Annotated in this window: 11 protein-coding genes; 2 read left to right on the forward strand and 9 right to left on the reverse strand. The window is 70.6% G+C overall.

Translation table 11 applies throughout. The features are described 5' to 3' along the window. The first annotated feature begins 170 nt into the window (after nucleotides 1–170). Nucleotides 171–827, forward strand: a complete 657-nt coding sequence (locus Pme01_RS18245; RefSeq protein WP_168116858.1) for a GntR family transcriptional regulator — start codon at nucleotides 171–173, stop codon at nucleotides 825–827. A gap of 52 nt (nucleotides 828–879) precedes the next feature. On the opposite strand, the gene Pme01_RS18250 is transcribed toward Pme01_RS18245, so the two are convergent. The 9 genes from Pme01_RS18250 to fdhA all read right to left on the reverse strand — a co-directional run bounded on the left by Pme01_RS18250 (nucleotide 880) and on the right by fdhA (nucleotide 10,615). Continuing rightward, nucleotides 880–1,662, reverse strand: coding sequence for a DUF1932 domain-containing protein (locus Pme01_RS18250; RefSeq protein WP_168116857.1), 783 nt, complete (start codon nucleotides 1,660–1,662; stop codon nucleotides 880–882). After that, on the reverse strand, nucleotides 1,659–2,615 hold the full coding sequence (locus Pme01_RS18255; RefSeq protein WP_168116856.1) for a VOC family protein: 957 nt from the start codon (nucleotides 2,613–2,615) through the stop codon (nucleotides 1,659–1,661). The genes Pme01_RS18250 and Pme01_RS18255 overlap by 4 nt, the downstream gene beginning before the upstream one ends. Before the next feature lie 35 nt (nucleotides 2,616–2,650). Next, entirely contained in the window at nucleotides 2,651–3,742 is a 1,092-nt protein-coding gene (locus tag Pme01_RS18260; protein WP_168116855.1) for a 4-oxalomesaconate tautomerase, read from the reverse strand. 22 nt (nucleotides 3,743–3,764) lie between these two features. Next, a complete protein-coding gene (locus tag Pme01_RS18265) occupies nucleotides 3,765–4,439 on the reverse strand; it encodes a GntR family transcriptional regulator (protein ID WP_239088307.1) in 675 nt (224 codons plus the stop codon). A 164-nt stretch (nucleotides 4,440–4,603) separates the two neighbouring features. Beyond that, on the reverse strand, nucleotides 4,604–5,332 hold the full coding sequence (lepB, locus tag Pme01_RS18270) for a signal peptidase I (protein WP_168116854.1): 729 nt from the start codon (nucleotides 5,330–5,332) through the stop codon (nucleotides 4,604–4,606). 4 nt (nucleotides 5,333–5,336) lie between these two features. Then, nucleotides 5,337–7,631: an FtsX-like permease family protein gene (locus tag Pme01_RS18275; protein WP_168116853.1), complete on the reverse strand. Its 2,295-nt coding sequence runs from the start codon at nucleotides 7,629–7,631 to the stop codon at nucleotides 5,337–5,339. Next, nucleotides 7,628–8,287, reverse strand: a complete 660-nt coding sequence (locus Pme01_RS18280) for an ABC transporter ATP-binding protein (RefSeq protein WP_168116852.1) — start codon at nucleotides 8,285–8,287, stop codon at nucleotides 7,628–7,630. Before Pme01_RS18280 ends, Pme01_RS18275 begins: the two co-directional genes overlap by 4 nt. Before the next feature lie 36 nt (nucleotides 8,288–8,323). Then, complete coding sequence (locus tag Pme01_RS18285) at nucleotides 8,324–8,725, reverse strand: hypothetical protein (protein WP_168116851.1); 402 nt, start codon at nucleotides 8,723–8,725, stop codon at nucleotides 8,324–8,326. Nucleotides 8,726–9,391: 666 nt separating this feature from the next. Further along, on the reverse strand, nucleotides 9,392–10,615 hold the full coding sequence (fdhA, locus tag Pme01_RS18290) for a formaldehyde dehydrogenase, glutathione-independent (protein WP_168116850.1): 1,224 nt from the start codon (nucleotides 10,613–10,615) through the stop codon (nucleotides 9,392–9,394). 441 nt (nucleotides 10,616–11,056) lie between these two features. Between fdhA and Pme01_RS18295 the strand changes: the two genes are divergently transcribed. Continuing rightward, nucleotides 11,057–13,969, forward strand: coding sequence for a M36 family metallopeptidase (locus Pme01_RS18295; protein WP_203935723.1), 2,913 nt, complete (start codon nucleotides 11,057–11,059; stop codon nucleotides 13,967–13,969). Nucleotides 13,970–13,984: the final 15 nt, after the last annotated feature.

Genomic DNA, 13,984 nt, shown 5'->3' on the forward strand with positions numbered 1-13,984 from the left:
GTGCTGCTCACGGCCCAGGCGACGGGGGCGGAACCCCACACTCCGTCGCTCGGGTGATGTGACCGTAGCGACACCGCAACACTGTCGCAATAACTGTCAAGAAAATTGTCGACGATTTCTCCCGAAGGTCCCTCCTGGCATTAAAGTCGACCGCGACTGAGGAGGTCCGGATGGGATCGACCCCGCGTGAGGGCGCCGCCGCCACGAAGATGGCGGCCGACGCGCTGCGCACCGCCCTGATCAACGGCGATCTCGCTCCCGGACAGCGGCTGGTGGAGGCGGAACTCGCCGAGTCGTTCAACGTCAGCCGGGCCAGCCTGCGCGCGGCGCTGATCAACCTGGCCGCCGAGGGGCTGGTCGAACGGATCCCGAACCGCGGTGCCCGGGTCCGGATCGTCTCCGTGGACGAGGCCGTGGCGATCACCGAGTGTCGGATGGTTCTCGAGGGGCTGTGTGCCGCCAAGGCTGCGGAGCGGGTGAGTGACGAGCAGATCGCCGTCCTGACCGATCTCGGCGGCCAGATGCAGCGCGCGGTCGGCTCCGGCGACCCGATGAAGTACTCGACGCTCAACCGGGAGCTCCACCGCCTGGTACGCGAGTACGCGGAGCAGCCGGTGGCCTCCCGGCTGCTCGACCAGCTCAACGGCCAGCTCGTGCGGCACCAGTTCCGGCTCGCGCTGCGCGCCGGCCGGCCCCAGGTCTCCCTCTGCGAGCACCTCGCGATGATCGACGCGATCGCGCACCGCAACCCGGCCGCCGCAGAGGCAGCCGCCCGCGCCCACCTGAACAGCGTCATCACGGCACTGCGGGAGACCGAGGACGCCTGAGGACCGGACCACGCCGGGCGGGCTGACGCCCGGCGTGATCGCACGGCGCGGGCTACCTGTCGGCCGCCTTGTCGCGCAGGTCGATGAGCAGGTCACGCGCGGCCGCAGCGACCCGTGACGGTACGCCCAGCTCCTCGAGCTGCTCCGTGGCGGCCGCCATCTCGTCGGCGCGCCGCCGGGCGTGCCGGTACGTCCCGTCGACCAGCCGGTCGATGGCGCGCTCGTCGAAGCCGGCCAGCTCGGCGCTGATGTTGTCGCGCAGCCAGTCGGCGCAGCCCGCCACCTCCGCGGCGGTCAGAGCCTCCACCACCGCCGCGGCCAGCCCCTTGTAGAAGACGCTGCGGAGCAGCTTGCGCGAGATGGCCGCGCCCGCCGGCCCCGGCTGGATCGTCACCTGTGCGCCGAGGCCGGTCAGGATCTCCGCGTACCGGTCGGCGGCCTCGCCGGAGACGAGCATGGGGGTACGCAGCCCCTTGCCCGGTACCGGCGCCATCAGCGCGACGTCGACGACCGGACGGTGCCGCCCGGCGGCCTGCGCGAGGGCAGTCTTGGTCCCTGGCGAGGCGGTGTTCAGGTCGGCCCAGATCGTGCCCTCTCGCAGCGCGGGCAGCGCGTTGACCAGCGCGACCATCGCGTCGTGGGAACTGTTGACGCTGAGCACCAGGTCGGCGTCGCGGACCGCGTCGGCCTCGTCGGCGCGGGGGGCGACGCCGTCGCCGGGCGTCACCTTCGGGTCGTAGCCGCGTACGTCGGCGCCGGCCGCGACCAGGTCACGAGCGATCTCCGAGCCGGCCTCCCCCAGCCCGAGAACGGCGATCCGAACGCGCCCGCTCATGACGCCTCCTCCACCGGCGGCGTGCCGTGGGTGTGGAAGGACTCGATGGTCTTCAGCCCCCACGCCTGGCCCTTCGCCCGCTCGGCCTCGCTCCAGTTCACCGGCTGCCAGTCGGGCGCCAGTACCAGCCGGGCGCCGGCGTTGCACAGCTCGATGCGGTTGCCGCCGGGCTCGTACACGTACAGGAAGAAGGTCTGCTGGATGGCGTGCTTGTGCGGGCCGGTCTCTATGTGCACGCCCTGCTCCAGGGCGATGTCGGCCGCGCGCAGGATCCCGTCGCGGGTGTCGACGGCGAAGGCGATGTGGTGCAGCCGTCCCGGGGTGCCGGTCCGGTCGCGGGTGTAGACGGCGTCGTAGCCCTTGTTGGTGAACGTCGTCCAGCTTCCGGCCACGGTGCCGTCGTTCAGCACGATCTGCTCGGTGACCAGGGCGCCGAGGGTGTCGCGCAGGAAGTCCCGGTTGACCACCGGCTCGACGCCGAGGTAGTTGATGTGGTCCAGCCGCCGCACCGCGACCCCGTGGGAGGGGTACGCCTGGGCCTGGTTCTTCAGCGAGGGCGCAAGCTCCGCCGGCGGCGTGTACCACTCCGACTCGTAGTAGAGGCCGAACTCGTGGCCGTCGGGGTCGGTGAAGACGTATGTCTGGCCGTAGCCCGGGTCGCCGTCTGCCCAGCCGATCCCCCGGCCGGTCGCCTCGAGCTCCTTGACCCGCCGCTGCAACGCCTCCGGGCTGGCCGCCCGTAGGTTCGTCCGTCCGACGCCGGAGGTCGCGTGGCCGGTGAGCTTGATGGTGATCTGCTCGTAGTCGTCCCAGGCCCGCAGGAAGACCGAGTCCCCGGCCGACCCGTTCTCGGTCAGGCCGAGGTACCGGGTGAAGAACTCGACGCTCTCGTCGAGCACCGGGGTGCGCAGCTCGACGTGGGCCAGGTGGGCGATCTCGTGTAGCGGGGGCATGACGTCTCCAGGATCTGGATCGGCGGGCACGGTGGTCAGGAACGAGCGACGGCGCGGGGGAAGGCGATGCCGTCGAAGAGCTTGCGGGCGGTGCGGACAACGCCCGAGCGGACCACCCGCGGCGGGGTGGCGTCGGGGTCGATCACCACGTCCGCCAGCAGGTGGCCGCTGGGGTGCTCCACGTCGACCTGCGTGCGACCTGCTGGCCACCCGGCGGTGAGCTCGTGGCCGACCGCGCCGGGCAGGAGCATGCCGGCGACCGTGCTGACCGCGGCGAACACGCCGATCGCGGTGTGTGGCCGGACGGGGATGAACGACCGGGTACAGACCTGGCCGCCGTCCCGCGCGACGGCGACCAGCGTCGTCTTCGGTACCGAGGACGCGCTCACATCCCCGAGCCCCATGAGTACGCCCGCCTTGACGCGGAAGGCGTCGATGCGCTCCAGCAGCGCGGTGTCGGCGGCGAGCTGCTCGTACGGCTCGTGACCGGTCAGCCCGAACGACCCGGCCAGCGCCACGACCACCGGCATGCCGTTGTCGACGCAGGTGACGTCGATGCCGTCGATCGAGTCCCGGACCCTGCCGGTCGGGAGCAGGCTGCCCGTCGCCGACCCCTCGCTGTCGGTGAAGGCGAGGACGACCGGCGCGGCGGTACCGGGAACCCCGGCGATGGCGACGTCGCCGCGGTACTCCGGACGCCCGCCCGGCGTCGGGAAGGTCGCGACCGCGATGCTGCCGGAGTTGACCATCCGGATCCGTACCGTGGTCCGGTCCGGCCCGGCCGGGACGAGACCGCGCTCGACGGCGAACGGCCCCACCCCGGCGAGGATGTTGCCGCAGTTCTGGCGGTCGCTGACGATCGCGGAGTCGACGCCGACCTGGAGGAACAGGTAGTCGACGTCCGCGTCCGGGTGCTCCGACCGGCTCACGACGGCGACCTTGCTGGTCAGCGAGGTGCTACCGCCGAGCCCGTCGAGCTGGCGCGGGTCGGGGGTGCCCATCAGCCGCAGCAGCAGGTCGTCCCGTTCGGCCCGGCCGGCGGGCAGGTCACCGGCCTCGAAGTACAGGCCACGCGACGTGCCGCCGCGCAGCATCGCGCAGCGCACGCCGGTGTCGTCGTAGCTCACCGCTCAGCCCCGGGCGTACTCGTCATGCCCGGCTCCCCTCACCCGGTACGGTCGTTTCATTCAGGGCCGCGATCACGCCACGCAGGTGGGCCCTGATCGCCGCCTCCGCGGCCTCCGGATCCCGCGCGGAGATCGCCGCCACGAGGGCCGTGAGACCGGCCAGGGAGACCTGCGGCCGCCCGGGCCGCAGCGACAGCCGGAACTGGTGTCGGATGATCTGCGCCTGCAGCCGCTCGATGAGCGTCGCGGCCGTGGGCTGCCGCGCGGCCCGGCGGATCACCTGGTGCAGCTCCTGGATGAGGGTCGAGTACCGCACCAGCTCACCTGCCTCCACCGCCACCCGCATCTGCTCGACCTGGGCCTGCAGGTCGGCGATCTCGGCGTCCGTGGCGTGCTGCGCGGCCTTGGCGGCGATCAGCCCCTCGAGCGCCATGCGGCACTCGGTGATCGCCACCGCCTCCTCGGTCGAGACCCTCCGGACGCGGGCGCCGCGGTTCGGGATCCGCTCCACCAGCCCCTCGGCGACCAGAGCATCCAGCGCGAGCCGCACGGCGTTGCGGGGAACGCCGAACATGCCCACCAGGTCGGCCTCGATCAGTCGCTGACCCGGGGCGAGTTCGCTACCGGTGATCGCCTCGCGCAACCGCTGGTGTGCCATCGTCCGCCCGGCGGCCGCACCCGTCACGGTGCTCTCCACGGCCCCTCCCTTATCGGTGGGACCGACGTTAGGTTGTTGCCGACAGAATTGTCAACATTCCTGTCGTGAGTTTCTTGTCCGTCACCGAGACGCTGAGGAATGTCATTCACCGTCGCCGGCCCCCGGGTTCTCGGCTTGCCGCGGCCGAGAACCCGGGGTGTCGGTCAGGAGACGCCGGCGGCTACTCTTCCGCGCCGGCGGGACAGCGCCGGCAGCACCCGCGCCAGGACGTACAGCAGCCCGATCGCGCCAAGGACGAGCAGGGCTGTCGCGTACACGTACATGCCGGCGGGATCGAACGGATTCGCGGACACCGTCACAGCGGAGCCGGTCCCCCGCACCGCTCCGGGAGGGGCGATCTTCGCCACCGCCCGGCCCTTGACGGCGGACAGCGGCACGGTGCCGCCGACCTGACCGAGGTGCGCCCGTGAGTCGCGGGCGATGTCTCGCCGGTCACCGAGCAGGAAGACACGTCCCTCCGGCACCGTGACGGTGAACGCCGGTGCGCCCGCGGCATTGCCGGACACCGTGGCGGCATCGCGTACGGCCCCGTTGACCAGTACCTCGCCCTGCTCACCGCAGCAGGAGACCGTGTCCCCGCCGACGGCGCCGACGCGCAGGATGTACTCGGCACCCGACGGCTCGTCCGACCACGCGCCGCTCTCGACCACCACGACCTGGCCCGCCTCCAGGCCGGCACCGTCGGCCAGCGGGGCCACCAGGACCCGCTCGCCACGTTCGACGGCAGGGCCCATGACCGTCGTCTGGACCGGATAGAAGTCGTACCGCAGGCCCAGTATCAGCGCGCCTGCTACCAGCAGGACCACGCTCACCAGCGCGACAAGCCCGGTATGGCGCCGGGCGGGCCGATCACCCGCACCGATCAGATCCATCGAATCACTCCCTCTTCAGGTCCTCGGAGGCCAACCTGCGGACCGCAACGAAGCTGCCGGCGCAGAGCGCCACCAGCACCGAGACCCCGAGGAACGGCACCATCGCGTCGACGGTCCCCCCGTACCAGCCCCGGCCTATGTCGTTGAGCCGCAGGGCGACGTTGCCCGCCAGGTAGCCGGCCACCGCCGCGACGAGCAGGACGACGACCAGCGCGGCGAGAAGCTGCAGTATCTGGGTCAGCCGGATGAGCCTCCGGCGCATCCCCACCACCAGCAGGACCGCCACGTCACGGCGTCTCTCCACCGCGTTGTCAACGGTCGCGATGCCGAAGGCGAGGATGGAGACCAGGAATCCGACGAGGACTCCGAAGTCGATGACGCCACGTTGATTCCGGGCCAGTTCGAGAAGATCAAGATCTTCACCCCAGACGCGTACCTGGGTGGCCGGTGACAGCGCGGCGACCCGCACCTTGAAGTCGGAGAGCACGCGGGGGTCCGGGTCGATCAGGAACCCGGAGTACGAGTCCTTGGTCCAGCTCCAGGCGGGACCGTCGTGCGCGTAGAACAGACCGCCGTAGGCCTGGACCGGAAAGGGAGAGTCGTCGGGGACGACGATGCGCTGGCCGGGGACCGTGACCGACTGAGGCTTCCCGTCGCCGCGGTCGAAGTCGAACTGGGCACCCTCCGCGACCTCGTACGGCGTGTTCGCGACCGCCTGGGACGCCATCCGGAACCAGCGGCCGTCGCGGCACTCCGGAAAGGGCTGCCGGAACAGGTTGCGCAGGCCCGCGCAGCTCATGGTTACCAGTCGATATCCCGAAGCCCTCGCCTGGTCCACCACTCCGGACCCCCCTGCCACACCCGTGGTGGGCAACAGGCTGGTCTGCACGGTCCATCGGAACCGCGACGGCAGATCGTAGATCTTCTGCCGGACCGCGGGGTCCGGTGCGCTGTTGCCGTCGATGTCGACGCTGTAGCTGCCACCCCTCGGACTGGACCGCAGCTCGAGGTCGCGCAGCACGCCGGCGCTGACGCCGGCCACGAGTACCAGCAGCGCCAGGCCGATCAGCAGCCGCAGCGTCACACCGGCCTGCAACGCGAGTCGCGCCCCGGCCATCCGTACCGACAGCGGGAACGACGGCTTGCGCATCATCCGGGCGACCCCGGCGATGATGGGCTTCAGGCCGACCAGCACACCGATGACCGTGATCACGACCGAGCCGATGGCGACCCACATCATCGCGCCGGGCATCGCCTGGTGCCGGACACCGGCCACTGGCTGGAGCGAGAAGAGAAGGTACGTCGTCAGCCCGAGGCCGAACGCGAGCGGCAGCAGCAGCCACACGCGTGGGCGGGCCTCGCCGGTGTCCCGGCGGGCCTCGATCGGCCGGCTGAGGCTGCGGCGCAGGCCGGCGGCGCCGACGAAGCCCGAGACGACACCCACCACGACGGTCAGGAAGGCAATGAAGGGCGGGCCGAACCCGGTCTTGTCCGGATACCAGGAGAAGCCGAGAATGCCGCTCGTCGCGAGTGCCGGATGGGCCAGCCGGAACAGCAGGATACCGATCAAGCCGCCGATCAGACCGGAGAACGCGGACTCCAGGAACGCGATGCGCAGCACGAGCCCGCGGCGCATGCCGATCAGCCGCAGGGCCGCGTAACGGCGCAACCGGGTCGCTGCGGCCAGTCGGCCGCAGACCATCAGATAGATGACGACCGGGGGCAGTACCAGCAACGCCAGGCTCTGGGTCAACCCGGTCTGCTGCTTGGCCAGCGCGAGGTTGTCCCGGGTACCGAACGCGGCACCGGGATGCGCATCCGCCATCCCGGTGCGCGGCACGCCGACGTAGGCGAACAGTTCGTCAGGGCCGAGCAGCCCGGCCGGCCGAATCGTACCGATCACCCGGCCGGGTACCAGACTCGCGAGGCTCGGCTCGCGCGACAACCGCGCGGCGAGCGCGGGAGAGACGACGAGCTCGCCGGGGCCGGGCAGCCGGGCGACGCCCGGCGCCGGGACGGCGGCGGGACCGACGTCGGCGAGGAACGTACGACCGAGCCGCTGCCCGTCCCAGACGTCGGTGGAGGTCGAGAACACGAAGTTGGCGCGCCCGTGCTCGACCGGCTGCCTGGGCATACGGGCATTCATGACGTCGGCCCGACTCTGAAGTACCCCGGGCATGACAGCCACCAGGGTGCCGGCCACGATGCCGACCGCGATCCCGACCACCACCAGGATCATCCGTACGAAGCCCGCGACACCACCGCCGCGGAGGAGGCGGAAGGTGAGTCTCAGCGTCATTCAGACCCGACCATCCGTCCGTCACGCATCTCGATGATCTCGTCCGCCTGTCCGGCGACCGAGGTGTCGTGCGTGACCAGAACGACCGACGTGCCGTTCTCCTTGGCCAACTGCAGCATCGCCGACAGCACGATCGCGCCGTTGACGGAGTCCAGGGAGCCGGTCGGCTCGTCGGCGAAGAGCAGCCGGGGCCGGTGCACGATGGCGCGGGCCACGGCGGCCCGCTGCGCCTGTCCACCGGAGACCTGCACCGGCCGGCGGTCCGCCTGCTCGACGATGTCGAGCTGCTGCAACAGGTCGTCGACCCGCTTCTTGCGGTCGGCCCGCCGCCAGCCGTTGAGCTCCAGCGGTAGCGCGATGTTCTCCCGCAGCGTCAGCTCGGGTACGAGTTCGGCGAACTGGAACACGAAGCCGAAGTGTTTGCGCCGCAGTTCGGAGCGCTCATCCTCGGACAGGTTGTTCAGGAGCACGTCGTCGAGCCGGATCTCCCCGGTGTCCGGCGTCAACAGGCCGGCCAGGCAGTACAGCAGGGACGACTTACCGGAGCCACTGGCCCCGATCAGGGCGACGACCGAACCTTCGGCGACGGTGGCGCTGGCACCAGCCAGCGCCACCGTCTTGCCGTAAGTCAGGCCCACGTCACGGGCACTCAGCACGACTTACCGCTTTCCCTCACAAGGTGGCCGAAACGACTACCGGTAGTACACCTGCGAGACACCGCAGGTGTCCGGCCCGAGGTCGTCCACGCACACCTGGTACTGACCGCTGCCGACCTGCGTGGCCTGCGGGTCGTAGAACTCACGGTTCTCGTACGCGCAGCCGGCGGAGCTGCCGTTGCTGTCGCCGCGCCGCGCGGCCCAGTCGTACCCCGCGGCCCGGCCCTGGCCGTACACGCCGTTGCCGTCGTTCGCGTTGTCACAGATGTTGCCGTTGACCACGAAACCGCCGTGCCCCGTCCCGGCCGGGTAGAACGTCCAGCTGCCGGAGAACGAGCCCTCGTTGGCGTTGCTCGTCCTCAGGTTGAGGGAGCCACCCGCGTACGCGGCGCTGGCCCCACCCAGGAGGAAAGCCGCGCCCAAGGCGAGGCCTGCCATGACCTTTTTGCTGGTGTGTGTCACTCTTTCTCCCCGTCATTGCACGTAGCGATCCGGCTACGGATCGATGACCACCGCGGTGTGAGGGAGAAGCATTGCATCGACATACATGGATTCGCTGCCCCGTTTTGTAAGCGGCTCGGCAGCCGCCTCCACATTACGGATCAGGGTCGAGCCCGGACCTGGGGGGTAGCACGATGGTCACCTGCGAAAACGCCGCGCAGAAGGAGGACATCGTCACCTACCGAACAAAGCGTCCATCCACGCTATTCGATTAAACGTACCATTCGGTCAAGCCGTCCCCGCCGATCCCGCACGGTCCGCGCCGATCCGACGACGTGACGTGACGTTCAGCCGCGGTCTCGGACCAGGAATCAGCCATCGTCGTCGGAGTTTCAGGCGAGGCTGGGGTCATTTTTCGTGCACATACCTCGCGGTGTGGGTACGTCGCCAGAGACGTGCGTACGAAAACGAAGGTGCCCCCCGGCCCGTTAACCGCTGGACGAGGCGCATCGACCGCTCACCCGGGCGCGCATGCCCATCGACTGACGTCGCGCACCGGAGCCCCAGGTCCTCGGACGAGGGCCTGGGGCTCCGGTGGTCACGGGTCGGAGCTACGCCGGCAGTTCGGAGGCCGGCCGCTCGGTCGCGTGGACGTCGCGGCGGTCAGGCCGCCTTGCCGGTGACGCCGTGCGGGTCGATGACGTACTTTCGGGAGGCGCCCGAGTCGAACTCGGCGTAGCCGCGCGGGGCGTCGTCCAGGCTGATCACCGTCGCGTTGACCGCCTTCGCGATCTGTACCCGGTCGTGCAGGATCGCCTGCATCAGCTGTCGGTTGTAGCGCATGACCGGGCACTGGCCGGTGACGAACGACAGCGACTTCGCCCACCCGGTACCCAGCGACAGCGAGAGCGCACCGCGCTTCGCCGCGTCGTCGACGCCGCCCGGGTCGCCGGTCACGTACAGGCCGGGGATGCCGATCGCGCCGCCGGCCGCCGTGAGCTCCATGAGGGAGTTCAGGACGGTTGCCGGCGCCTCGGTCGCCGCTCCGGCGCCGTGGCCGCGGGCCTCGAAGCCCACGGCGTCGACACCGGCGTCGACCTCGGGCACGCCGAGGATCTGCTCGATCTGGTCCTTCGGGTCGCCCTTCGACACGTCGACGGTCTCGCAGCCGAAGCTGCGGGCCTGGGCCAGCCGTTCCTCGTTGAGGTCGGCGACGATGACCACGGCGGCGCCGAGCAGCTGGGCCGAGGCGGCGGCAGCCAGGCCGACCGGGCCGGCGCCGGCGACGTACACGGTGGACCCGGTGGTGACCCCGGCGCTCACCGCGCCGTGGTAACCGGTCGGGAAGATGTCCGACAGCATCGTCAGGTCGAGGATCTTCTCCATCGCCTGGTCACGGTCGGGGAAGCGAAGCAGGTTCCAGTCCGCGTACGGGACCATCACGAACTCCGACTGGCCGCCGAGCCACCCGCCCATGTCGACGTAGCCGTAGGCCGAGCCGGGCCGGTCGGGGTTGACGTTGAGGCAGATGCCGGTCTTGCCCTCCTTGCAGTTCCGGCACCGGCCGCAGGCGATGTTGAACGGTACCGAGCAGACGTCGCCGACCTTGATGAACTCCACCCCGGGGCCGGTCTCGACGACCTCACCGAGGATCTCGTGGCCCAGCACCAGCCCGTGCGGCGCCGTCGTCCGCCCGCGGACCATGTGCTGGTCGCTGCCGCAGATGTTGGTGGTCAGCACCTTCAGAATCGCCCCGTGCGGGCACTCCCGGCCGACGTTGTCCGGGTGGACGCCGGGTCCGTCGCGCAGGACCAGACCCGGATAGTCGAGGTCTCGGACCTCGACCGTGCCCGGGCCCTGATAGGTGACACCGCGGTTGTCAGCCATGAGGTAACTCCCTCTCTAGAGTCGTGTCGCCGCGAACGACATGCGGCGGCGACCGGTGCTGGACCTCCGTCCGTGCTGACCGGAGCCTGGCGACGACCGGCTATGACCGCCGTCACACACCAACCTAGGGAGCGTGAAAGGGGCAGGAATCGGTCCGATGTCAGCTCGTGGACGACCGTTTCGGCGGGGTCGACTACGTCATCCGTCGCGCTGCTCGGCGCCCACCTGCCGGGCGGCCCGCAAGCGCGGCATCGCCTCGGCCCTTCCGCTGCGGGCACTCACGGCGCGCCACTCCCCTCGCCTAGACCCTGTTTCTCGTCCCCGTAACGGCCAACCGCCATCCAAGGGTTTACCATCATCGATCCGCACCTTGGAGTGGTCGCGTTCCGCGGTCACCCCGGCCGACACCCCTGCACAGCCCCCGGACCGAAGAGGTAACCCGTGCGTAGACCTATGTGGACAACCCGACTGAAGCGGCGACGGCGGCTGGCGTACCTGCTGGCTGCCGTCGCGGTGGTCGGCAGTCTGGCCGCTGTGACACCGGCCAACGCCGACCCCGATCGTGCCCGGCTGCACAAGTCCGACCTGCTGGGTGAGGGCCACGGCCCGCGGAACAAGGACAACCGGAAGGGCGCCGCGGCACCGAGCGCCCGGCAGCGCACACTCGCCGGCGCGCTCGGAGCCGTGCGCTGGAACGCGTTCGGCACGCCCGAGGCGCTCGGCCCGGCCAAGGCCCTGGCCACCGGGCTGCCCGCCGACCCGGAGGCCGCCGCCCGGCAGTACCTCGTCGACAACCGCGACCTGTTCGGCGTCGACCAGGCTTCGGTCGCCGCGATGCAGACCCTCCTCGTACGCCCGGTGGGCGCCGGCTCGGTCGTGGTGCTGCGCCAGCGCTTCGGTGACCTGCCGGCCGGCTACGACGGCCTGGCCAGCGTCCTGGTCAGCGGCGGTACCGTGATCCGGGTCAGTTCGTCGCTGTCCCGGAACACCGGCGCGCCGCAGCCGGCCACCCTCTCCCCCGCCCAGGCCGCCGACGCGGCGCTGCGCGACGCCGGGCTGACCGCGAACCAGGTCGACAGGTCCGACATCTACCAGGTCGCGGTGCCGACGCCGGCGGACGGCCCGCGCACCGCCTACTCGGTCACCCTGATCGCCAAGGACGCCGCGGAGCCGACCGCGTACACCACGTACGTCGACGCCCGTACCGGCGAGGTCTTGATCCGCGAGGACCTGGTGAACTTCGACGCGGAAAACCCACACTGGGCCGTGTTCCCGGCGACCCCGCCCGGCAGGTTCGCGCCGGGCACCGACCCGCGCACGCACTGGTGCCTCACGCCGGAGCCGGGCTGCTCGCGTACGGTCAGGGACGCGGCGAGCGGGCAGGCCTGGGACGTCGACCTGGCCACCGGGCAGCCGACGTTCACGTCGACGGGCAACTCCGCCAATGACGTGGTGCTGTGGGGTGCCGGTACGCAGCCCTTCAACGCGACGCCCAACCCGGACCGGAACTACACCTACCCGTTCACGGACCAGTGGCACCAGGCCAAGTGCGACCCGGCGGTCTTCACCTCGGCGCAGCGAAACGATGCCGACGCCGCGGTCAGCAACCTGTTCGCGATGCACAACCGGATGCACGACTTCGCGTACCGGCTGGGCTTCACCGAGGCAGCCTGGAACATGCAGGCGGTCAACGTCGCGCCGGGCGGCCTGGGCGGAGACGCCGAGCAGGGCCGGGCGCAGGCCAACGCGCTCGGCGGCTCCCGTAACAACGCCAACCAGGGCACCCCGCGCGACGGCTTGCAGCCCACCACGAACATGTTCCTGTGGCAGCCGGTCGCCGGTGGCGCGTACCCGCCGTGCGTCGACGGTGACTACGACATGACCGTCATCGGGCACGAGTACACGCACGCCATCACCAACCGGATGATCGCCGGACCGGACGCCGGGATCGGCTCCTTCCAGGGCGGGGCGATGGGCGAGTCGTGGAGTGACCTGATCGCCGCCGAGTACCTGTTCGAGAACAACCTGCGCGCTCCGGGTGATTCACCGTTCGTCACCGGCGCCTACGTCACCGGCAACACCTCGTCGGGTATCCGTAACTACGACGGCAGCCGGAGCCCGCTGAACTACTCGGATGTCGGGTACGACCTGGTCGGTCCGCAAGTGCACGCGGACGGCGAGATCTGGACCGCGGCGAACCTGCGCCTCCGCGAGGCGTTCGTCAAGCGGCACGGTCGGGGTACCCCGGCGCTGCAGCAGAGCTGCGCCGATGGCACCACGCCGGTGACGGCCTGCCCGGGCAACCGGCGCTGGGTCCAGATCCTGTTCGACTCGTTCCTGCTGCAGGCCAGCAGCCAGCCGAGCATGGTCGACATGCGCGACAACATGCTCGCCGCCGATCTGGTCCGCTTCAACGGGGCCAACCAGGACCTGCTGTGGAACACGTTCGCCGAGTTCGGACTCGGCCGGGACGCCGCCAGCGGCCCGAACGACACCGATCCGACGCCGAGCTTCGCCTCGCCGCGCGCCGACAACGCCACCGTGACGCTGCGCCCGGCCGGCGAGGCCTCGGGCGCCGTCGTTCGGCTCTACGTCGGCGAGTACGAGGCCCGGGCCACTCCGATCGCGGACACCGACCCCGCCACGCCGACCCCGGACACCTTCCAGATCGTGCCGGGTACCCGGTTCACCTTCACGGTGACCGGCGCCGGATTCGGAAGCACCAAGTTCAGCGAGGAGTTCCCGGCCGGCAAGGCCCGGGAGATGCGACCGAACCTGCGCCGCAACCTGGCGGCGGCCGCCTCCGGCGCGGTGGTGACCGGCAACGGGATCAACATCGACAAGATCAACGACGAGACCGAGGCGACCAACTGGGCGTCGCTGGACGGGGTCGCCGGCAAGCAGGTGACCGTCGACCTCGCCGGTACCAGGCCGCAGCTGGTCAGCCGGGCGAACGTGAGCGCCCAGCTCCGCCCGGCCGTCACCGGCGACGCCGACCCCGCCGCCCAGAACCGGTTCAGCGCGCTGCGCTCGTTCGAGGTGCTCGCCTGCAACGAGATCGTCGCTGACTGCACGAAGGACTCCGGGTACCGTCGGGCGTTCGTCAGCGCGCCGGACGCCTTCCCCGGCGGCAAGTTCCGACCGACCGCGCCGCAGCTGGCCCTGCGGTCGTTCACCTTCACACCGGTTCTGGCCACGCACCTGCGGATCAAGGTACTGACCAGCCAGTGCACCGGCGGTCCGGAGTACGCCGGCGAGCAGGACGCCGATCCGAGCGCCGCGACCGACTGCACCACCGCGAGCCCGTTCGCACAGCAGGTCCGGATCGCGGAGTTCCAGGCGTTCAGCTTCTGACGACGCCAGATCCTC

Source organism: Planosporangium mesophilum (assembly GCF_016863255.1).
GTDB lineage: Bacteria > Actinomycetota > Actinomycetes > Mycobacteriales > Micromonosporaceae > Planosporangium > Planosporangium mesophilum.

Bases quoted from the DNA above. Each gene is read 5' to 3' on its own strand.
- Pme01_RS18285 (WP_168116851.1), bottom strand. From the start codon at position 8,725: ATGGCAGGCCTCGCCTTGGGCGCGGCTTTCCTCCTGGGTGGGGCCAGC.
- Pme01_RS18275 (WP_168116853.1), bottom strand. From the start codon at position 7,631: ATGACGCTGAGACTCACCTTCCGCCTCCTCCGCGGCGGTGGTGTCGCG.
- Pme01_RS18250 (WP_168116857.1), bottom strand. From the start codon at position 1,662: ATGAGCGGGCGCGTTCGGATCGCCGTTCTCGGGCTGGGGGAGGCCGGC.
- Pme01_RS18255 (WP_168116856.1), bottom strand. From the start codon at position 2,615: ATGCCCCCGCTACACGAGATCGCCCACCTGGCCCACGTCGAGCTGCGC.
- lepB (WP_168116854.1), bottom strand. From the start codon at position 5,332: ATGGATCTGATCGGTGCGGGTGATCGGCCCGCCCGGCGCCATACCGGG.
- fdhA (WP_168116850.1), bottom strand. From the start codon at position 10,615: ATGGCTGACAACCGCGGTGTCACCTATCAGGGCCCGGGCACGGTCGAG.
- Pme01_RS18245 (WP_168116858.1), top strand. From the start codon at position 171: ATGGGATCGACCCCGCGTGAGGGCGCCGCCGCCACGAAGATGGCGGCC.